The sequence below is a fragment of the Solibacillus sp. NPDC093137 genome, assembly GCF_050280445.1.
Lineage (GTDB): Bacteria > Bacillota > Bacilli > Bacillales_A > Planococcaceae > Solibacillus > Solibacillus isronensis_B.
The window spans coordinates 470,186-489,895 of sequence record NZ_JBNNVH010000001.1 but is presented as its reverse complement, the minus strand read 5'-3'; the positions used below and the strand labels follow the sequence as shown (position 1 = coordinate 489,895).

Below are 19,710 nucleotides of genomic sequence, written 5' to 3'. Positions count from 1 at the left end.
TTTCTGCGCTTTATTTTTTATATTGTTTTTCTCGCCTTCACGATTAAAAAAGAAGGGCGATGCTGTTCTTTTTGTAGACTTGGTAGTAATTCGATTGCTTCGTCTGTCGGCATTGGCTCCACTATTTTCTCGATTTGCAGCCCATTAATAATTAATGTATTAATAATTGTTTCTATAGTGCGATGATACATCACGACATGATCTACGAGCCAATTTTGTGTTCGTTTCCCTTCATCCCGGTAACGAGCAACTGCAAAATGAGAGATTGTGCGCGTCTCGTCCAAAATCCATTGCTCCACACCTTTATTTGCAGTCGATATTGGATGCTCAATAGAAAATAGGAATACCCCTTCCGGACATAATGCTTGACTTACCTTTTGTATTACCCCTTCAAAATCTGCCACATAATGTAGTGCCAATGCACTTGTAATGAGATGATAATACGATTCCTCTAATTGAATGTCTTCAATTGAAATGTTTTGAAAATGGAGACGATCACTTCTATAGCGCTCTTTTGCTGCGGTAATCATGTTATCCGAAATATCGATTGCATCGACATGCTGTGCCCCATTTAAAACACAGTCAATTGCAAACTCCCCTTTTCCACATCCTAAATCTAACAATATTTTTCCTTTAAAATCCGGCATTAACACTAAAAAATTGGGCCGCTCCAGCAAATTATTATAATTGAATTTCCGGTTACGAATTTCTTCATATCCTTTAAAAAATAAGGCATTATCATAAATATTTTGCTTCATTTTTCTCCTCGTTTCACCATAACGTTATGACTTTTTTGCGCAACTTCATTATCACATGGCTGGAAAATTTTAAATAGACTTATATTTCAAATTTTAGTAAGATGTAGATAGAGGCATGTCTAGTTTTACTAATTCAACTTTTTTATAAAAACTATGCAAATTCCTTAGCGATTTGCATAGTTTTTGTTTTAATGCCTTCTTCACAATCCTTTGGAACTGGGGAAAACTTATGAAAAACAATGATTCGAAAAGCATCCTACTCTTTTTACTATTTGCTTTTATCACCAATTTAGTCTATGTCGCTTCTCAACGCATAGAAAATCTGGAGCTGCCTTTAGCGCTCGTCATATTTGCTCTATTTATATTATTTATTGTGCTTGTTTTAAAGCTCAACTTAAGAACAATTGTCATTACACTGGCAACAATCTCAGCTTTGCTCGATATTAATTCGATTTTCTATTTGGCTCTTCCTGAATTTTATACAATCGGCTTTACAATCGGAGTCCTAGTATTTCTTGGTTTTTACTTTAAAAAGTCTAAAGATGCCATACTGGCCGCGATTGGTTTTTGTATAATGAACATACTGATTAATATAGAATTTTTCATACAATGGGAATGGGTTTACCTTTTAGTGTTACATAGTATTCTATTTATCATCGCCAGCAGATTAAAATTTACGATTACGAAAAGAATCTATTTAGGATTTTTCAGTGTGACTTTCATTTTTCTCGTTATCGGAATGTTGGTTGATCACAATTATTTAGCCACATTTGGACTTCTCCTGTATTTGGCGGTACTTATTGCGATTTATTTCGTTATCCGAAAACAACTTGAACAACAACCTACTTATAAATTACATTGAGGTGAAACATCCGGATGAAAAATGTAAATCGTTTATTTCTCATTATCGCCATCATAATTCTTGTTATAATTGGCCGTTATTTTATGGCCCAAAATGAAGTGACGGTAATTCCTGACGTAACAGCAGCAACGAATGAACAGACGATTGAAACAGTTCGAGGAAGCTATTGCTGGCATTCAGCAGGTGAAGCAGAGTGTGTGGATACTGCTGCCCCGCATGAAATTATAAGTACGCGAAATACCCCTTACGTAAAAGTACAGCCAGGGGAAGAACTGGAGTTTCAATATAGTCAGAATGTAACGAGTGTATCCATACAACAATGGATTAAAGATTACGATTATAAAGAAATTGCCACATCGGCACGCTTTACTGCCCCAACGGAAAAAGGAAAATATATCATTTCCAGTATGGCTCGCTTTAGCAACGGTGATGTGACAGATAGTATTGCAATAGAAGTAGAATAACTAAAAAGGGAAGTGTCCGTTAAGTTTGGACGCTTCCCTTTTTGTTTGCGGTTTCTACTTATTGTCGCTTCGTAATTTCCGCCAATTCGCTTTGCAATTGCTGAAGTTCATTACTCGCATCTGCAATTGATTTCATCATGACATGCTCTTCATGTATTGAACTCGCGATTTCTTCAGTCATAGCGGCATTTTCTTCAGAAATAGCGGACAGATTTTCAATTTGATTCATTACTTCTTCAACAAGTTCGTTCGTATACGAAATAATCGACATGTTTTGATTAATTTTCCCTTGAATACCATTAAATGATTGCTTAATGCCATCAAATGAACCAGTAATATTGTTCAATGTGCCAACACTTGAATGGACCGCTTCTTTTCCTTCATATGCTTTTAACTGGGCAGTTGTTGCTCGTTCAAGCAGCTGCTGAGTAACAACGGTAATACTCGTTGCAATATTCGCACTCTCTTCCGCCAGTTTTTTCACTTCTTCTGCAACAACGGCAAAACCTTTCCCGTGCTCCCCTGCTCTTGCCGCTTCAATTGAGGCATTTAAAGACAGCAAATTCGTTTGATCAGCAATGGCTTTAATACCATTTAACAGGTTATTGACATTCGCAAGGCTCTCTTGCATATTGTCAATTGTCGTTGTCGTTAAATCAATAGAGTCACTTAATGTTGCCATATCCGCTGTCACATCATGTACCTGTTTCCAGCTCTGTTCAATCGCTACTTGCACTTCATCCGAATCCTTTACAGTCGATTCAGAGGACTCCTTCGTTTTCACCATATTATCATGCGATAAAATCATTTGTTCATTAATCTGCTGAATCATCCCCGCTTCATTATGAATAGCTGCTGCCATTTGATTCGAAGACTGTAAAATCGTCTCGCTCGCTACATTCAATGTACCAACATTGTCATTTACATGTGTAATGCTAGAAGCAAGCTGGTTTGAACCTTCCTCAATTTTATTTAAAATAGAGGATAAATTTTCTAACAGTTCATTCGCTTCCCGCTCTTTTTCCTGAGCATCCTTTATTAATTTGTTGCCCCATTGTGTTAATCGGTAAAGCAAAAAGTTACAGCCTGTCATACTTACAAAAATCGTAATAAATACCGAGAGATTTGCATTTACCCCTAATAAATTTTCCGGTACTGCTATGTATAATAAAATATAAGAAATACTGGCGATCAGTAAAAATATTTTAATCATTCGTTCATTAAAATACATTGCACACATAATAAATGTTACAAGCAGCATGTAATGTTTATTTATAGAATATCCATCCAGGTAAAATAATAAAAATACGACAAATGCTGGTATCAGTACAAAAATTAAACCTTTAGCGAAGTTGGATATATTCAGGAAATAATTGGCCGACGATAATAAAATGACACCGCCCCCTGCAATCACATAAGGGATTGAATTACTAAAACCATTTGCAATAACAAGCGGTGAAACAATTAAAATTGCCAATACTATCGTAATAATTAGATTGAGTTGATGAATCCAATTAACTTTTCCGTTGCGTTTCTTCAAGCTGTTTTCCTCCTAGGAACAATTGATTATTTCCATAATAGTTTATAGGTATATATTACAACCCTTTTTTATACAATACAATGGACTTTTGTATTGAGAAGGGAAAATTTTCAAAAAAAGAGCTCACGAATATTTAATCGTGAGCTTCTCATCATTATTCTGCTGAATCAACTTTTTTACGAACGACCGCACGAACAGGTGCACCGTCAGCACCTGCTATTTTTAGCGGCAGTGCGATCAGTTCATAAAGACCTTGCTGAACTTGCCTTAAATCGAGCCCTTCCAGAATATGAATGCCATGTTCGTACAACTTATGATGTGCCAATACTTCCTTGCTGTCCAACGGATCAACGGAAGGATTGTCAATGCCAAGCAATATTACACCGCGCTCTTTTAAAAATGGCACGACATCAGGAGAAATTACGGGAATGGTTCCCGGAAATTCTTCACCGAGCTGTTCCACTGTTTTAAATAGTACACGCTTTACACTATGGAAATCCATCGATGCCAAAGATTGAGCTGTAATGACTTCCTGCCCAATACAATCCACAATCACGCAGTCACCGATATACACATTTACATCCAATTGCTCGATTGTCTCAGCTTCACTGTTAAAATGAAACGGTGCATCTGCATGTGTACCCGTGTGCAGCGAAGTCGTGATTCGCCCGATATTGACCGAGCCCGTCTGTTGTTTCGTAAACCCGACTTCAAAAGAAAACGGTGTATCCCCCGGCCAGTTCGGCATCCCATTTTTCATCGTCTGTGTAATATCAATCCACATGGCTTCACCCCTAATATTGAATGACTAAATATGCAAGAACCACGACAATGACTGTCGGTACAACGAAGGTCATTAAAAAGCGATATGTTTTATAAAAGCCTTCACCCATTTTACTTCCTTGCAACAGCTCGCTTTTCACAAGATTTTTATCCATAATATGCATTATAAAAATCGCGATTAGCAAGTTGCCGACCGGTAAAATTATATTCGAAACTAAAAAGTCGGTGAAATCAAAAATATTGCGTCCAAAAATCGAAACATCACCTAATGTACTGTACGTTAATGTCGAAGGAATCGAAGCGATAAATACAAAGATACCGATGATGATTGTAATTTTTGCACGGCTAATTTTCCATTTTTCAATAATGGCAGCAACGATAATTTCATACATACTAAACGCTGACGTTAATGTTGCAAATAAAAACAGAATTAAGAATAGCGCTAAAAACAGTTCACCAAACGGCATTTGCGAGAACGCTGCAGGCAATACCATGAACAATAATGGTGGTCCGCTCGCCACTTCCATATCAAAGGCAAAAACAACCGGGAAAATCGCCAGTCCCGCCAAGAACGATACGAAAATACTTAATCCTACAACAGAACCTGCTGAATTCGGTAAGCTCACATCTTTCTTTAAATAAGAACTATATGTAACTAAACATGAGAATCCAACAGCCAGCGCAAAAAATGATTGCCCTAACGCATACAAAATTGATTCACCGGTAATGTTCGAAAAGTCCGGATACAGGAAAAACTTAATCCCTTCCATTGCTCCGTCCAATGTTACGGCTCTTACAACTAAAACGAAGAACATAATAAACAGTAACGGCATCATGAATTTATTTGCCTTTTCAATCCCGTTTTGAACACCAAGCGCAATGATTACAACATTCGCCAATGTAAACAATCCCAAACCGAGTAAAGCAATCCAAGGTGTACCTGTTACTTGTCCGAAAAATGCCCCTGGTTCCACAGTCGGCGCGATAACTTCTCCCACAACCGAAACTCCGCTGTAAACAAAAATCCAGCCGCCAACTACACTGTAAAACGATAATAATAAGAAACAGCCAATAATGCCGAGCTTACCAATCCAAGCCCAAGCCTTCGTATTCGGCGCCAATACTTTATAGGCAGTAACCGCCTCTTTTTGTGTGGCACGCCCGATAATATATTCCGATAAAAGCATTGGCAGCCCGATAATTAATGTCAGCAGCACAAAAATCAGGAAGAATGCGCCACCTCCACTTTGACCGGCTACATAAGGCATTTTCCAAATTGCCCCGAGCCCAATCGCTGCGCCCGCTGACGCTAATACAAATCCTAACTTACTTGACCACTGTCCTTTACTCTTCTCCATCTGTCTCACTCCACTCATCTGTCTAACCTAAGCTATAGTACTGTCCGCAAATCCCAAAGTTCCGGGAAAAAGCGGTGATCGAGCACTTTTCGCAAATAATTGACCCCTGATGAGCCACCTGTGCCCACTTTAAAGCCAATGATGCGCTCGACCGTTTTCATATGACGGAAACGCCACTGCTGCAAGGAATCTTCAATATCGACAAGCTTTTCACCAAGCTGGTATAAATCCCAGTATTTATCGATATTTTCATAGACGGTCTTCCATGCGGCGGCAACAGAATCGTCACCACTATATACTACCGAAAAATCACGATTTAGCAAAGCTTCAGTTATTGGCAATCCTGCTTTAGCCAATGCTTGAATCGCTACATCATAAATACTCGGCGCATCGTACGCCTCTTTAAGAACTGCGAGAATGTCCGGTTCTTTCTCATAGATTTTGAGTATATATGGTGTTTTATAGCCAAGTGCAAATTCGATTAAGCGATACTGATAGCTTTGGAACCCCGATGCTTTCCCCAGCTCATCCCGAAACTCCAAATATTCCGCCGGAGTCATCGTTGCTAATACATCCCACGCCTGAATAATCTGCATTTGGATTTTCGATACGCGTGCGAGCATTTTAAATGCTGGCTGCATTTCACCTTTTTCAATCGCTTGTATCGCACCGCGCATTTCGTGGATGATGAGCTTCATCCACAGCTCACTCACCTGGTGAATAATAATAAACAGCATCTCATCATGATGGTCGGAAAGACGATTTTGACTGTTTAAAAGAGGGGCCAGACTCAAATAATCGCTGTACGTCATTTCTTCACGGAAATCCGTATGAATCCCCTTTTCATCCTTTAGCTTGTGCTGCAAATCCGAAATTGAACGTTTATCCACTAAACCACCCCTTATGCAATGATGTCTCGTTTATTTTCGTGCTTCTCATAAGTTTTGTTTGTAATAATTTCTTTTAAAATCTGCACTGATTGCCATACTTCCTCATAGGAATTATATAGCGCAACCGGTGCCAGGCGGATGCCATTCGGTGCACGGAAATCAGGTACAACGCCGTACTCTTTTAATGTTTTACAAATTCTTGCCGCCTCGTCATGCACTAAAAACAGATGGCCGCCACGTGTGTCATCAAGCGGATTGCCGAATGTAAACGTATTTGGTAACTCCTGCTCAATACAATCCATCATAAATTGTGTCAACGCGAGTGATTTTTCACGAACCGCTTCGATGCCCGCCTCTACAAACAGTGATAGTGCGCCTTCAATCGGTGCCAAGCTTAATATATGCGGTGTACCGATCTGGTAAGCCCCTGCATGCGGTGCAGCGGTAATTGTTACATCCAGATCAAACTGTTTTTCCTTTGCCGAGCCAAACCACCCAGCCAGACCCGGTGCTGTTCCAAAATGCTTTTCATGAACGTACAATCCTGCAACTGAACCCGGTCCACCGTTCAAATGCTTATAATTGCACCAAAATGCAAAGTCCGCACCGATTTCATGAAGATGATGCGGAACGGAACCGATCGAATGGCATAGATCAAATCCGACCAATATGCCGCGTTCCTGTGCTGCTTCCGTAATCGCCTGCAGATCCAACACTTGGCCACTCCGGTATAAGACAGCAGGCAAAACCGCAACCGCCACATCATCTGTCATCGCTTCGATGATGGCTTCTGTCGTAATTGTTTGCCCGTCTTCACTTTTCACCAGCTGCATACTGCTTTCCGGCAAATTGTGCAAAGCAATTTGACTGGCAATCGCATACAAGTCCGACGGGAAGTTCAGTTCATCTGCCAAAATTTTATAGCGTGCCGCAGTCGGTTTGAAAAACGTAGCCAACAGCTGGTGCAAATTCGTTGTTGTCGAACCAGTCAGCATTACTTCTTCACTTTTGGCACCTATTAAAGGAGCGCACATCGCCGAAAGCTTTTCGGAGAAATAAAACCAAGGATGCTCCCCATTTGTCCAACCGTCAATCCCGTAATCTTTCCACGAGTTAAGCAGTGTATGCACCGACTGTTCCGCCCGCTTAGACAGCAACCCGAGCGAATTGCCGTCCAAGTATATCTGTCCTTCTTTTTTATAAAACTCATCTGCATATTTCTGCAGTCCATCCAATTCGTCAAGTTGTCTTGCTTTTTCAATCGTTGTCATGCTTCCACCCCTTCTAGTAACTTATTAATATCGTACGGGGGAGAGAATAGGTTGTCAAAGTATTCCGAAAGATAAAAATACTTAAGAACCTGGAAAATAGTCCAAAATCGCTACTTCTGTCCTAATCTGGTTGCACTTAAATTAAAGGCCATAAAAATATATAAATATAAACACCTGCATATACTTTCACCAATACAAACTGGAATATGCGCCATTTATTTTTGCCATGCTTTACTTCTAATAGGATATTAATAAGTGCTGTCAGCAACAAAAACGAGATGAGCACAAACAGATGTAGTTGTGGTGCGAAAATAAGTAAGATTAGGATTAATAATGTCAGGATTTCCACGACGCTTTGCCAATAGGTAGAATGCATCGGAATGTACCGTTTCGGATCGTCCGGGTCACGCATCTTCTTTTTCACCTTACTCGTCGCAATCATTGCAAACGTCAGGAATACTATGCCAATAATTAAAGATAATGTTCGATCAGCCGGTTCATGAAAATTGATAATTTCCTGCAATGAATTTTCACTTAATAAATATATTTCCCCCGTATCTACATTACGATAATACGTTACTTCGCTTCCTGGGTATTCCTGTATACGCATCACCTGATCATTTTTAAAGCTTAGCCTGTAGCTTTGTTGAATATATGGGTCTTCTATTTTAATATCAGTTTGCTGAAACTGTTGCAGCGCTGTTTCAATCTCTTTTAATGTTTCTTCATTTTTCACCTTTCTCACACCAGCTTGAAAGACGGACTCCGGATCCCCTTCCCATTGCATAAAATAAACCGCTTGTAATGCGCTACGATCCATATTGTCAGACGTGATTTGCTGCTGTATCGGAAATGTACCAACCAAAAACATCGTAATACACGCAATCGCTATCATTACTGCAGGGATTTGCCAGTTAAAAGATTTATTGTTGAGTCGCTGCTGAATTTTATTGAAGTCCTCTTGCTTTTTTTCCGGATCGACTTGAACCTTTTTGAGCTGACTTAACTTTTCGTCATCAAACATCCTCTTTCCCTCCTAACAGTTCCCGTAATGCTTTTAAACCGCGCGACGTATTATTCTTCACCTTCACTTCACTGCAGCTTAAGATCATTGCCGTCTCTTTTACCGAGTACTCTTCTATGTATCGCAGCACAATCACTTCACGATAATTCCATTTAATTTGCTGGAGGGCGGCATACAGATTTTCATTTTCCGCATTTCGCTCGACTACTGCTTCCGGCAAATCGTCCACTGCAACGGGTTCCGTTTTCAACTGAAAAAAACCAATAATCTTTTTCCTTCGATAATGATCGTATACAAGATTTCTGGCGATTTTTAATAAATAAGTCCGTTCATGTTCAGTATAATTTTTCTGATAAAAGCGGTAAAAGGTTTCTTGCAGTAGATCATGTGTTAAGTCTGTATCATTCGTTAAATAGCGTATATATTTATAAACAGCGTCGTAATGCGCTTCAAAAATTTCCCGTCTCACTCTATCAGCCTCCTTCCTTCTTAAAGACGATTAGCGAATGATTTGGAATCACTTTTACATAATAATATAAAAAACCCCAACATTTACATGTTAGGGCTAATCATTCTATTCTATTACTTATAAATCTGAAATCATACCGCCATCGACTACGAATTGAGCACCTGTTGAATAGCTTGAATCATCAGAAGCAAGATATACAACTAAATTTGATACTTCTACTACTTCTGCTCTTCTTCTTAATGGAATGTCTTGTTCAAGTTGTTTTAAATATTCTTCAACATCTGGCTGATCGGCCATTGGTGTTTTTATAATACCCGGGTGAACCGAATTGACACGAATATTATATTGCCCCAATTCAGTTGCAGCACCTTTTGTCATACCAGTTACTGCATGTTTTGAAGCACTATAAGCTATTGCAGTAGGAGCACTTACTAAACCATCAACGGACGAAATGTTTACAATTGAACCAATACCAGCCTTCTTCATTGAAGGAAGAACTTTTTGCATCCCCAGGAAGACACCAAGCTCATCTATTTTAAATGTCAGTTCAAAATCTTTCACTGTAAGTTCTTCCAATGGTTTGAAAATACCGATTCCGGCATTATTAACCAAAACATTGATTGGGCCAAAAGTTTCTTCTGTTTTAGCGACTACTTCAATCCAGTTGTCTTCACTTGAAACATCTAATTTAAGCGCGATTGCATTTTCACCTAATTCATCGGCCAGTTGTTTCGCACCGTCCAAATTTATATCTGTAATCGCTACTTTGGCACCTTCTTCCACGAATTTCCGAGCATGCATTGCCCCCATTCCTTGTGCAGAACCTGTAATAATTGCTACTTTTCCATCTAATTTACCCATTTAAAATTGCCCCTTTCGAAATAAAATCTATTCTAATAAAACCAGTACGTATGTTATTATGTGCTCTTTATTACAAATTAATAATACAATACAATTAAAATATCTTCAAATAGAGAGTCTTGAATTAAAGATAATTACCTGTAACTTTTTCAAATAAAAGAGACCGAAGCAACTTTTCGTTTGCTTCGGTCCCTTTCAGTGCATTACACACCCATTTTACGACGGGTATTGCTCGTTTTCTTTGATTGTTGACTCTTCATCTTTTTCGTTGATGTATCACCTTTTAAATTACCTTTGTTGCCAGCTGCATTATTTTTCTTCGCTTCCAGCTGTTGCTTCACTAATTCCTGCAGGCTTAATTTCTTTTTTTCATTTTGTTCAGACATATTCAGACCTCCTCATCAATCTACTTTTCTAAGTATAATCCGTTGCCGTTCCATTTGTAAAAGAAATGATGTAAATAACCTCATAAAAAAACATCTTGAAACTTTCACTCGCTCCAAAATGTTTTCTAATTTATGAACTGTACGTCACTTCCTGTGATGAAAGGTTGAAATAATACCCTAACCCGCTTTTTGTTTTAATCCACTTCGGTGAGCTCGGTTCTTCTTCAATTTTTTCCCGAAGCCTGCGTATATGTACATCGACTGTACGGCGATCCCCTTTTGTAAAGTCCAGTATATCAATAATTTCTTCACGCGATTTAATATTGCCCGGCTGCTCCAGCAAATGAAGCAGCAATTTAAACTCGCGCTTTGTCAAAGGAATTTCCACTTCGTCTTTATACACTTTGAACATGATTAAATCTACTCGAAACGGACCAATCAACATTTGGGAAACACGCTCTTGCTGCTGTATTTCTCTTTCGTAGCGTTTTAAATGAATCCTTAAGCGTGTCAGCATTTCTCGGAATCCAAACGGTTTTCGGATATACTCTGTCGCCCCCATTTCAAGCGCCAGTACAATATCCAATTCATCCGTTCGCGCACTAATCATGATAATCGGAAAATCATGCTCGAAGCGGACTTGACGGCAAATCTCGATTCCTTCCATATCCGGAAGCATCCAATCAAGCAGCATCGCATCCGGTTCAAACGTTGGGATTGCAGCCAATGCTTCTTTACCTGTTCGTACACTATGGACTTCATAGCTGTCCTTTACTAAATAAATATGCAGTAAATTCACTAAATTTTCGTCATCTTCAACGACTAATATTTTTTTCGTCATTAATGATTCCCCGCTTCTCTAATCAATTACGCCTCGGCGTAATTGTGTCCAGATTCGGTTTGCTTTCGCGCAAAGTATTCCTTACCGAATCTGTGACATCCGCCGGAGGCATTAACTTCTTTCAGCAGGCATTTGAACACCCGATGAAAATTGACCAAAAATTATATTAACATCTATATATATATAGATAGACTCTGTGCCTACTGCTTCGCCTAAGCATAAAATCTGCTGAAGGAAGTTAATTTAAATCAAATAGCTGCCCTTTAATAAAGTAAGCTGTTGACTCCGCCATATTGGTAATATGGTCCGCTGCTCGTTCAACAAAACGGTTAATGAACAACAATTGCAATGTTTGTTCGATCTCTTGAGGACTTTCTTTTAAATACTCAGTTAAAAGTGCATAGTTTTCATGATTATTGCGATCTACGATATCATCAAGCTCTCCTACTTCTTTCGCCAATGCGATATCCGCATCGATAAATGCTTTCATTGATTTTTTCAGCATATCCATCGCGACATCTTTCATTTCAACTAATGATGTTCTGTCTAAAATCGTTTCGGCTTTGCTGATGCGAATCGTTGCTTTTGCTGTATTTACCGCAAAGTCGGCAATTCGCTCGATATCGGACGACATTTTGATGACACTGATAATTCGGCGCATGTCGCGGGCTACCGGCTGTTCTTTCGCCATCAGCCAGATCGCCATTTGATTGATTTCATTTTCCAGATCGTCAATGTAGTTGTCCTCTTCAATGACATCCAGTGCCAACACCATATCCTGCTCCTGAAGGGCTTTGAATGCCTTTTCCATCGCAACAACCGTCATGTCGACCATTTCACCCATTTTGTCCTGCAGTTCAAGCATGTTCTTTTCGAAATTTTCGCGAATCATTCCCAAATCCCCCTCTTATCCGAATCGTCCTGTTACGTAATCTTCTGTACGCTCATCTTTTGGTGTTGAAAAAATAACATTCGTATCATCATATTCAATGACTTCCCCATTTAAGAAGAATGCCGTCTTATCGCTAATACGCGCTGCTTGTTGCATGTTGTGCGTTACAATAACAATTGTATAGTCTTTTTTCATTTGTGTAATTAGTTCTTCTACTTTCAATGTAGAAATCGGGTCAAGTGCCGAAGTCGGCTCATCCATTAAAATAACATCCGGCTTCATTGCGATTGCACGTGCGATACAAATACGTTGTTGCTGACCACCAGAAAGGCCTAATGCTGATGATTTTAGACGATCTTTTACTTCATCCCAAATTGCTGCACCGCGTAGAGACTCTTCTACAATTTCATTTAGGAGCTTTTTGCTTTTAATCCCCTGCATACGTGGACCATAGGCAACATTGTCATAGATGCTCATTGGGAACAGATTCGACTTTTGGAATACCATCCCGACTCTTGTACGGAGCTTGATGACATCGCTTGTTTCATATACATTTTCACCATCAATATGAATATTCCCGATTACGCGTACACCGTCGATTAGATCATTCATGCGGTTTAATGTGCGTAAAAATGTTGATTTACCGCAGCCTGAAGGACCGATTAATGCCGTTACTTCTTTTTCTTTAATGTCCAGATTTACATTGAACAACGCTTGCTTTTCACCATAAAACAAGTTTAAATCATTTACTTTAATTTTTGTTGGTAAAGCGCCTGTAGAAGTCGTCGTTGATTTAAAAATTGATGCTTCAGAAATAGTCATAGTCATATAGGTTTCGCTCCTTTTAATAGTCCGCTTTGTTTAGTTTTTTCGAGATATATGTTGCCGTTAAATTCAATACTAATATAATGACGATTAAAACAATTCCGATTGCTGCTGCAAGTCCGATATCGCCGGCTTCCTGTGTTACTAAATACGAGTGAACCGTCAGTGTACGGGCAGACGAGAAAATACTTGATGGCATTGCCGCTACTGTCCCTGCAGTCAGGAAGATCGCTGCCGATTCACCGACAATACGGCCGATTGATAAGATGATTCCTGATAAAATTCCAGGCATTGCACTTGGCAAAATAACTTTAATTAATGTTTGTAATTTTGTAGTACCTAATGCCAGTGAACCTTCACGATATGTTGCCGGCACTGTTTTTAATGCTTCTTCTGTCGTACGAATAATCACCGGTAATACGATAATCGTTAATGTTAAGGATGCTGAAATAATCGACATTCCCAGTTTTAAAATCACAACGAAGAACACGGCACCGAATAGACCATAAATAATCGATGGAATCCCTGTTAAACTTTCAGTCGCATAACGAATGATGCGTACAAGTCGTCCTTGTTTTGCATACTCGCGTAAATAAACAGCTGCTAAAATTCCGATTGGTGTTGCGATTAAAAGTGAAATGACAATCGTTAAAATCGTTGTAACGATCATCGGGAATATTCCGCCGCCACCTGTTGGCGAATAATCACCGAATATGAAATCAAAACTGATATATGAAAAACCTTTATAGAAAATATAGCCAACGATTACAACTAATACGGCTACTGATACGAATGCGGAACCCCAAAGTAAGCCGCGAAACATATTATCTTTAAATTGTCGCATGTTACTGAGCTCCCTTCGCTGTAATACGTGCTAATACAAAGTTTAAAATTAAGATGAATGAGAATAACACAATCCCTGTTGCAAACAGCATTTCCTGATGTGTTCCTGCTGCATAGCCCATTTCAAGTGCAATATTTGTCGTCAATGGACGTACACTGTCTGTCAGGCTTGTCGGGATAATAAGTGAGTTACCTGCAACTAAAATGACGGCCATCGTTTCACCCAATGCACGGCCTAATCCAAGAACGATTGCTGCCATAATACCTGACTTCGCAGCCGGTACAACAACTTTAAAGATTGTCCCGATTTGCGAAACACCTAAAGCAAGTGAACCTTCTCGATATGTTTTCGGCACTGCACGAATCGCTGTTTCAGCAACTGTTACAATTGTCGGTAACATCATAATCGCCAATACTAAAATGACCGCGATTAAACTTTGTCCGCGTGCTAATCCAAGATTGTCCTGTAAAAATGGAACGATAATCGCTAAACCGAATACCCCGTATAATACTGATGGAATACCGGCCAATAGCTGAATTGCCGGAGATACGATTTTAGCTACGGATTTCGGTGCAATCTCCGCCAAGAATATCGCTGTTAATAATCCGATTGGTACCCCGATTACAAGTGCTCCGATCGTTGCGTAAATCGATGCAACAATCATCGGGAAAATACCGAATTTATCTTCTGATGGTACCCAATCACTGCCAAAAAGGAAGTCGAAGAAGCTATAGCCGCCTGTTACGAATGGGTTTGCCCCTTTATAAAATACGAATCCTACAATTAGTAGTAAGCTCACTACTGAAAGAAGCGCACATGCTAAAAATAGTTTCGATGATAAGCTTTCTAAAAAGTATTTTCGCTTATTGCCTTTGCTTATTTGCTGTTCTACTTCGTTTCTGTTTTGTGTGTTCACAAATTTATCCTCCAGCACTAATTATTTCGTTAATGGAATCGCTCCTGCTTCTTCCACAATCTTTTGTCCATCAGCAGTTAAAATGAATTCCATAAACTTTGATGCTGCTTCCGGAACGCTCTCTTTATAAACAAATAGGAATGGACGAGATAATTTATAGTTGCCATCCAATACATTGCCCGCTTCTGCCTTAACGCCATTAATGTCCATCGCTGAAACTGTTTCATCGATATATTCGAATGAGATGAATCCTATCGCATGTTTGTTCATCGCAACCGTTGTTTTAATATTTCCGTTTCCGCTTGCTACGATTGCATTACGAATCAGTTGTCCAGATTCATAGCCGACGATTTCCTGGAATGCATCACGTGAACCAGATCCGTCCTCACGTGAAACAACGACGATTTCCATATCTTTTCCGCCAACTTCTTTCCAGTTAGTGATTTCCCCTGTGAAGATTTGTTTTACTTGTTCCATCGTTAAATCTTTAACTGGGTTTGATGGATGTGCAACAACTACAATCCCATCATAAGCAATAACCAACTCTTGAATACCGGAATCGATTTCTTCCTGCTTAAGATCACGAGACGACATCCCGATTTGTGAGACATCGTTGATCGCATTTGTAATCCCTGCTGATGAACCGATTTGATTTATTTCAATTTTAACGTCTTCTGTTTCTTCATATTTTGCTGCTAATTTCTCTGCTAAAGGTCCAACTGATGTAGAACCTGAAATCGTTACTAAGTCTCCGCCAGAAGAGGACTCCGTAGAATCTTCATTACTGCAAGCTGCTAATACTACCATTAGAATTGTTAACCCAATGAAGTAACGTGTTTTTTTCAACATACTTCAATCCTCCATCAACATGAATGTTTTCTACCTGCTTTAACAATACATTCATAAAATTAATATCATGTATTAAACATGTAAACCTTATGTAAATTATGAAGAAACGGTCTTTTTATTATGTAGAATTATTCAATTAAATCTGAAAATTTAAAATAATAGGGCTGAATTGTAAATATTTATGAGATTTTTTAACAAGTTAGAGGGAATTATTATGAGGATTTAAATAATTAATTTATAAAGGAAAAGGAAATATGTCGATATTATGTTCAAATCTTTATTGAACAATGTAAGAAATACAGAAAACAGACAATTTGCAATGAATATTTAGAAAAATCTATTTACATTACATTTACAAAAGGGTGTTTTGTTTACAAAAAAGAAAAATGCATCCCTATAAAGAGATGCATTTAAAATCTATTATACTGTAGCTTCAGCTTCTAATAATTCAATCGCTTGCTGTACTTGCTCTTCCGTTAGGTTATGACGGACGATATAACGATTGCGTTCATGTTTTGTACATTCGATTGTACAGCCACCTAAATGCTTCGCTTCGTTTTCCTCTGATGCAATGATTTGCTCATTACATTCAGGGTTAGCACAATTAATATAGCGTTCACATGGTGTTCCATCAAAGTGGTCACGTCCAACAATCACGTGTTCTACCTGGTTGATTGGCACTGTCAGACGCTCATCGAATACGTACATTTGACCATCCCATAGCTGACCTTTAGCAACCGGATCTTTACCGTATGTTGCAACGCCGCCATGTAATTGACCAACATCACCGAAACCTTCTCGCTTCATCCAACCTGAGAATTTCTCACAGCGGATTCCGCCTGTACAATATGTTAATACATTTTTACCTTCGAATAATTCACGGTTTTCACGTACCCATTGCGGTGTATCACGGAAATTCTTTACTTCTGGACGAATTGCGCCGCGGAAGTGACCGACATCATATTCATATGTGTTTCGTACATCGAGTACGACTGTGTTTTCATCTTGCATTTCTTCCAGGAATTGCTCCGGAGATAAATAGCGACCTGTTAATTCATGCGGGTTCACATCTTCTTCCAGGCCTAAGTGCACAAGCTCAGGACGTGGACGTACATGCATTTTTTTGAACGCATGGCCTTCTGCTGGATCAATTTTGAAAACAATCCCTTTGAATAATGGATGTGCTTCCATCATATCGATATAGCTTTGTGTTTGCTCAATCGTACCTGAAACCGTACCGTTAATCCCTTCACGGGCAACTAAAATACGACCTTTTAATCCAATTTCCTTACATGCAGCTAAATGCTCTTCTGAAAAAGCAGCCGGATCTTCAATCGTTGTGTAATGATAATACAATAATACTTGATAATTCATTTTTTTCACCTATCATTCAATATATTTGCAGGATATACCTGATAGTTTAAAACTACCTTACAATGATACGCGATTTTCGGTAAATTTACCATCATTATTTAGGTGGAGGTTTTTAGAAATAATTAACTATTCTTTTTAATATTAGTATAATAGATGTAATACTAATTTGAATGGAGGTATTTTTGTGGGCTTTTTAATTTTCGCACTACTAATCATCATTACCTTTACCGCATTGGCAATTGAAAGAATCCTAAAAGATATACGATCACAGAACAAAGAAATTATTGAGCTATTATCAAAAGCTGATGAGAATAAAAATAATAAACTGGAATAGATTAAACTGGTTGAATCATCTCCACTCTATTTCCAAAAGGGTCTCTAAACTCAAAACGTTCATAATTAGGAATGGGTACGGAGTCCAAAATCTCAATTTCATTTTCCATCAATACTTCTCTCCAATAGGTAATATCCTCAACTTCGTAGGCGAGGTGCGCTTTAGTTGTAAGCCGATTAAAGCCATCTTCTGTCCCTACGTGTACTTCCCGGCTTCCTACTTGCAGCCAAAATCCTCCTCGCCCCTTCAGTACAGAAGGTTTTGAAATTTCATTTAAACCTAAAATTTTGCAATAAAAATCTTTCCCTGCTTCCTCCGTACCTTGGGGAATTGTTATTTGTGCATGGTGTAATCCAATAATCATTCGCTTTCCTCCTCCATAGCTTCCTCTTCTACCATTATCTTACTTCAAATATGACATAAACAAAATGATAGGTTATTTATGTAAATCCATAACTTTTTCTTATCCTCCTTAAATGCTAGTTGAATTCCCCAAATACTAGCACTTAGGAATCAGCCACCAATTTTTTTTATTATTAATCCATCACTTAAATACCATTAAATTCAATTAAATGGTATAATATGTATTGGAGTAGAAATACATTCTTAACCTACATAAAAGAGTTAGAGTAATGTTTTTGTACTAACTTTGAAGGAATTGCGGAAGGATATAACATATGACAACAGAAATTTCGATTTTATCTATTCAATCTGTTTATTCAATTGACAACCGTACGATAACAGGAGAAGTTCTTCATGAAGAGCCGCTCATTGTAAAGTTTTCGAATGTTTTAAGTGATGAAGAATGTCAGAATATAATCGATTGTGCTTCTTCGCGTTTGGAAAGATCCAAATTAGCAAAAAAAGAAGTAAGTCCGATTCGTACGAGCAGTGGTATGTTTTTTGAGGAAAATGAAAATCCGCTTATTTCAGAAATCGAAAAACGGATTAGCAGCCTGATGCATCTTCCAATCGAACATGCCGAGGGTCTACAAGTTTTACATTACGAACCCGGTCAGGAATTTAAGGCACACTTTGATTTTTTCGGTCCAAATCACCCTTCAAGCAGTAATAATCGCATTAGCACGTTAGTAGTCTACTTAAATAATGTTGAAGAAGGAGGCGTTACAACGTTTCCTAATCTGGGTATCCTAACTGTACCGGAGAGGGGTTCAGCGATTTACTTTGAATATTTCTACAACGATCAAAAATTAAATGAACTTACCCTACATAGCGGTGAGCCAGTAATACGAGGCGAGAAATGGGTTGCTACCCAATGGATGAGGAAAAAGCAAATCCGCGAACGTTTTTAATCCTTTTCAAAAGGATTTATATAAAATATGATAGATGTGAAGGAAGTGACGAACTATGGTGGAACTCCTATACATACAAGAGAACAAATGGGATGACAGTCATCGTCCTTGGCCGCTGCCTAATTTGCCTTGGGGGATGAAACAAACGTGGAGTGATTTATTATTCGCCCATTATCCGGTTAAATACGAGGTTTTGCGGAAGTTAGTTCCAAATGCGTTGGAACTGGATACGTACGACGGTGTGTGCTGGGTTGGGGTTGTTCCGTTTCGCATGTCTGGTGTGAGACTTCGGGGATTGCCCCCAGTTCCAGGTACCGACGAATTTCCGGAACTTAATGTGCGCACCTATGTAACGATTGACGGAAAACCGGGCGTATACTTTTTCAGTTTGGATGCGGATAATTGGCCGGCTGTAAAAGGGGCCAGGACATTTTTCCATTTACCGTATCATTACGCTAAGATGGATATTAAAAACTTTGGCGATACAGTATTGTTTGAAAGTAAAAGACGCGATCAATCAGACATAGTTTTCGCAGCCCGTTATAAACCCGTTTCTGAACCGTTCCTTGCGATAAAAGGGACCTTTGAGGAATGGATTACCGAGCGTTACTGTTTCTACACATTAAATACTTCAGGTGTCCCGGTACGCTGTGATATTTTGCACCACCCATGGATTTTACAGGAAGCAGAAGGTGAAATCACCCTTAATACAACTCTGTCCAAACAAGGGATTATTGTGGAAAACGATCAGCCGATTCTGCATTTTTCTAAAAAAATCGATGTTCGCGCATGGCCATTAGTAAGTCCTGCTACCGGCCGATTACATTTTTAAAAAGATAAGTCTTACTTTAAAAAG

23 protein-coding genes are annotated in these 19,710 nt (G+C 38.9%); 5 read left to right on the top strand and 18 right to left on the bottom strand.

Going from position 1 to position 19,710, the window contains the following annotated elements; translation table 11 throughout:
* Nucleotides 1-17: 17 nt before the first annotated feature.
* Nucleotides 18-758, bottom strand: coding sequence for a class I SAM-dependent methyltransferase (locus ACQKN3_RS02420; RefSeq protein ID WP_427709104.1), 741 nt, complete (start codon nucleotides 756-758; stop codon nucleotides 18-20).
* A 229-nt stretch (nucleotides 759-987) separates the two neighbouring features.
* Between ACQKN3_RS02420 and ACQKN3_RS02415 the strand changes: the two genes are divergently transcribed.
* Together ACQKN3_RS02415 and ACQKN3_RS02410 are read left to right on the top strand one after the other, a co-directional pair.
* On the top strand, nucleotides 988-1,620 hold the full coding sequence (locus ACQKN3_RS02415) for a heat-shock protein (protein WP_427709102.1): 633 nt from the start codon (nucleotides 988-990) through the stop codon (nucleotides 1,618-1,620).
* A 14-nt stretch (nucleotides 1,621-1,634) separates the two neighbouring features.
* The gene (locus ACQKN3_RS02410; protein ID WP_427709100.1) at nucleotides 1,635-2,084 is read left to right on the top strand and encodes a cAMP-binding protein; all 450 of its coding nucleotides are present in this window, start codon (nucleotides 1,635-1,637) and stop codon (nucleotides 2,082-2,084) included.
* A 58-nt stretch (nucleotides 2,085-2,142) separates the two neighbouring features.
* On the opposite strand, the gene ACQKN3_RS02405 is transcribed toward ACQKN3_RS02410, so the two are convergent.
* From ACQKN3_RS02405 to ACQKN3_RS02330, 16 genes are all read right to left on the bottom strand, one after another.
* Entirely contained in the window at nucleotides 2,143-3,624 is a 1,482-nt protein-coding gene (locus tag ACQKN3_RS02405; RefSeq protein WP_251686987.1) for a methyl-accepting chemotaxis protein, read from the bottom strand.
* 154 nt (nucleotides 3,625-3,778) lie between these two features.
* The gene (kynB, locus tag ACQKN3_RS02400) at nucleotides 3,779-4,408 is read right to left on the bottom strand and encodes an arylformamidase (protein ID WP_427709098.1); all 630 of its coding nucleotides are present in this window, start codon (nucleotides 4,406-4,408) and stop codon (nucleotides 3,779-3,781) included.
* Nucleotides 4,409-4,418: 10 nt separating this feature from the next.
* Nucleotides 4,419-5,765, bottom strand: a complete 1,347-nt coding sequence (locus ACQKN3_RS02395; protein WP_251686983.1) for a sodium-dependent transporter — start codon at nucleotides 5,763-5,765, stop codon at nucleotides 4,419-4,421.
* Nucleotides 5,766-5,797: 32 nt separating this feature from the next.
* Complete coding sequence (gene kynA, locus ACQKN3_RS02390; protein WP_251686981.1) at nucleotides 5,798-6,655, bottom strand: tryptophan 2,3-dioxygenase; 858 nt, start codon at nucleotides 6,653-6,655, stop codon at nucleotides 5,798-5,800.
* An 11-nt stretch (nucleotides 6,656-6,666) separates the two neighbouring features.
* The gene (kynU, locus tag ACQKN3_RS02385) at nucleotides 6,667-7,926 is read right to left on the bottom strand and encodes a kynureninase (RefSeq protein ID WP_427709095.1); all 1,260 of its coding nucleotides are present in this window, start codon (nucleotides 7,924-7,926) and stop codon (nucleotides 6,667-6,669) included.
* 136 nt (nucleotides 7,927-8,062) lie between these two features.
* Complete coding sequence (locus ACQKN3_RS02380) at nucleotides 8,063-8,950, bottom strand: signal recognition particle (protein WP_251686978.1); 888 nt, start codon at nucleotides 8,948-8,950, stop codon at nucleotides 8,063-8,065.
* Nucleotides 8,943-9,419, bottom strand: coding sequence for an RNA polymerase sigma factor (locus ACQKN3_RS02375; RefSeq protein ID WP_427709092.1), 477 nt, complete (start codon nucleotides 9,417-9,419; stop codon nucleotides 8,943-8,945). Before ACQKN3_RS02375 ends, ACQKN3_RS02380 begins: the two co-directional genes overlap by 8 nt.
* A gap of 117 nt (nucleotides 9,420-9,536) precedes the next feature.
* Nucleotides 9,537-10,280: an SDR family NAD(P)-dependent oxidoreductase gene (locus ACQKN3_RS02370; protein WP_427709090.1), complete on the bottom strand. Its 744-nt coding sequence runs from the start codon at nucleotides 10,278-10,280 to the stop codon at nucleotides 9,537-9,539.
* Nucleotides 10,281-10,483: 203 nt separating this feature from the next.
* Nucleotides 10,484-10,666 carry a hypothetical protein gene (locus ACQKN3_RS02365; RefSeq protein ID WP_251686974.1) on the bottom strand — a complete coding sequence of 61 codons (183 nt, stop codon included), beginning with the start codon at nucleotides 10,664-10,666 and terminating at the stop codon, nucleotides 10,484-10,486.
* A 130-nt stretch (nucleotides 10,667-10,796) separates the two neighbouring features.
* Nucleotides 10,797-11,507, bottom strand: coding sequence for a response regulator transcription factor (locus ACQKN3_RS02360; protein ID WP_427709088.1), 711 nt, complete (start codon nucleotides 11,505-11,507; stop codon nucleotides 10,797-10,799).
* Between the two features lie 238 nt (nucleotides 11,508-11,745).
* Nucleotides 11,746-12,399, bottom strand: coding sequence for a phosphate signaling complex protein PhoU (phoU, locus tag ACQKN3_RS02355; protein ID WP_251686970.1), 654 nt, complete (start codon nucleotides 12,397-12,399; stop codon nucleotides 11,746-11,748).
* A gap of 15 nt (nucleotides 12,400-12,414) precedes the next feature.
* A complete protein-coding gene (gene pstB, locus ACQKN3_RS02350; protein ID WP_427709086.1) occupies nucleotides 12,415-13,227 on the bottom strand; it encodes a phosphate ABC transporter ATP-binding protein PstB in 813 nt (270 codons plus the stop codon).
* A 16-nt stretch (nucleotides 13,228-13,243) separates the two neighbouring features.
* Nucleotides 13,244-14,068: a phosphate ABC transporter permease PstA gene (pstA, locus tag ACQKN3_RS02345; protein WP_079527682.1), complete on the bottom strand. Its 825-nt coding sequence runs from the start codon at nucleotides 14,066-14,068 to the stop codon at nucleotides 13,244-13,246.
* A 1-nt stretch (nucleotide 14,069) separates the two neighbouring features.
* Nucleotides 14,070-14,984: a phosphate ABC transporter permease subunit PstC gene (gene pstC, locus ACQKN3_RS02340; protein ID WP_251686966.1), complete on the bottom strand. Its 915-nt coding sequence runs from the start codon at nucleotides 14,982-14,984 to the stop codon at nucleotides 14,070-14,072.
* A 21-nt stretch (nucleotides 14,985-15,005) separates the two neighbouring features.
* Entirely contained in the window at nucleotides 15,006-15,833 is an 828-nt protein-coding gene (locus tag ACQKN3_RS02335) for a phosphate ABC transporter substrate-binding protein (protein WP_427709083.1), read from the bottom strand.
* A gap of 420 nt (nucleotides 15,834-16,253) precedes the next feature.
* On the bottom strand, nucleotides 16,254-17,207 hold the full coding sequence (locus ACQKN3_RS02330; RefSeq protein ID WP_427709081.1) for a rhodanese-related sulfurtransferase: 954 nt from the start codon (nucleotides 17,205-17,207) through the stop codon (nucleotides 16,254-16,256).
* Between the two features lie 184 nt (nucleotides 17,208-17,391).
* Between ACQKN3_RS02330 and ACQKN3_RS02325 the strand changes: the two genes are divergently transcribed.
* A complete protein-coding gene (locus ACQKN3_RS02325) occupies nucleotides 17,392-17,541 on the top strand; it encodes a hypothetical protein (protein WP_251686960.1) in 150 nt (49 codons plus the stop codon).
* Nucleotide 17,542: 1 nt separating this feature from the next.
* On the opposite strand, the gene ACQKN3_RS02320 is transcribed toward ACQKN3_RS02325, so the two are convergent.
* The gene (locus ACQKN3_RS02320) at nucleotides 17,543-17,905 is read right to left on the bottom strand and encodes a VOC family protein (RefSeq protein WP_427709079.1); all 363 of its coding nucleotides are present in this window, start codon (nucleotides 17,903-17,905) and stop codon (nucleotides 17,543-17,545) included.
* 313 nt (nucleotides 17,906-18,218) lie between these two features.
* Between ACQKN3_RS02320 and ACQKN3_RS02315 the strand changes: the two genes are divergently transcribed.
* Both ACQKN3_RS02315 and ACQKN3_RS02310 read left to right on the top strand, forming a co-directional pair.
* Nucleotides 18,219-18,854 carry a 2OG-Fe(II) oxygenase gene (locus ACQKN3_RS02315; protein WP_427709077.1) on the top strand — a complete coding sequence of 212 codons (636 nt, stop codon included), beginning with the start codon at nucleotides 18,219-18,221 and terminating at the stop codon, nucleotides 18,852-18,854.
* Nucleotides 18,855-18,909: 55 nt separating this feature from the next.
* Nucleotides 18,910-19,686 (top strand): YqjF family protein, encoded by a 777-nt coding sequence (locus ACQKN3_RS02310; RefSeq protein WP_427709075.1) that lies wholly within the window; start codon nucleotides 18,910-18,912, stop codon nucleotides 19,684-19,686.
* Nucleotides 19,687-19,710: the final 24 nt, after the last annotated feature.

Bases quoted from the DNA above. Each gene is read 5' to 3' on its own strand.
- ACQKN3_RS02420 (WP_427709104.1), bottom strand. From the start codon at position 758: ATGAAGCAAAATATTTATGATAATGCCTTATTTTTTAAAGGATATGAA.
- ACQKN3_RS02415 (WP_427709102.1), top strand. From the start codon at position 988: ATGAAAAACAATGATTCGAAAAGCATCCTACTCTTTTTACTATTTGCT.
- ACQKN3_RS02410 (WP_427709100.1), top strand. From the start codon at position 1,635: ATGAAAAATGTAAATCGTTTATTTCTCATTATCGCCATCATAATTCTT.
- kynB (WP_427709098.1), bottom strand. From the start codon at position 4,408: ATGTGGATTGATATTACACAGACGATGAAAAATGGGATGCCGAACTGG.
- ACQKN3_RS02395 (WP_251686983.1), bottom strand. From the start codon at position 5,765: ATGGAGAAGAGTAAAGGACAGTGGTCAAGTAAGTTAGGATTTGTATTA.
- kynU (WP_427709095.1), bottom strand. From the start codon at position 7,926: ATGACAACGATTGAAAAAGCAAGACAACTTGACGAATTGGATGGACTG.
- ACQKN3_RS02380 (WP_251686978.1), bottom strand. From the start codon at position 8,950: ATGTTTGATGACGAAAAGTTAAGTCAGCTCAAAAAGGTTCAAGTCGAT.
- ACQKN3_RS02370 (WP_427709090.1), bottom strand. From the start codon at position 10,280: ATGGGTAAATTAGATGGAAAAGTAGCAATTATTACAGGTTCTGCACAA.
- ACQKN3_RS02365 (WP_251686974.1), bottom strand. From the start codon at position 10,666: ATGTCTGAACAAAATGAAAAAAAGAAATTAAGCCTGCAGGAATTAGTG.
- ACQKN3_RS02360 (WP_427709088.1), bottom strand. From the start codon at position 11,507: ATGACGAAAAAAATATTAGTCGTTGAAGATGACGAAAATTTAGTGAAT.
- phoU (WP_251686970.1), bottom strand. From the start codon at position 12,399: ATGATTCGCGAAAATTTCGAAAAGAACATGCTTGAACTGCAGGACAAA.
- pstB (WP_427709086.1), bottom strand. From the start codon at position 13,227: ATGACTATGACTATTTCTGAAGCATCAATTTTTAAATCAACGACGACT.
- pstA (WP_079527682.1), bottom strand. From the start codon at position 14,068: ATGCGACAATTTAAAGATAATATGTTTCGCGGCTTACTTTGGGGTTCC.
- ACQKN3_RS02335 (WP_427709083.1), bottom strand. From the start codon at position 15,833: ATGTTGAAAAAAACACGTTACTTCATTGGGTTAACAATTCTAATGGTA.
- ACQKN3_RS02330 (WP_427709081.1), bottom strand. From the start codon at position 17,207: ATGAATTATCAAGTATTATTGTATTATCATTACACAACGATTGAAGAT.
- ACQKN3_RS02320 (WP_427709079.1), bottom strand. From the start codon at position 17,905: ATGATTATTGGATTACACCATGCACAAATAACAATTCCCCAAGGTACG.
- ACQKN3_RS02315 (WP_427709077.1), top strand. From the start codon at position 18,219: ATGACAACAGAAATTTCGATTTTATCTATTCAATCTGTTTATTCAATT.
- ACQKN3_RS02310 (WP_427709075.1), top strand. From the start codon at position 18,910: ATGGTGGAACTCCTATACATACAAGAGAACAAATGGGATGACAGTCAT.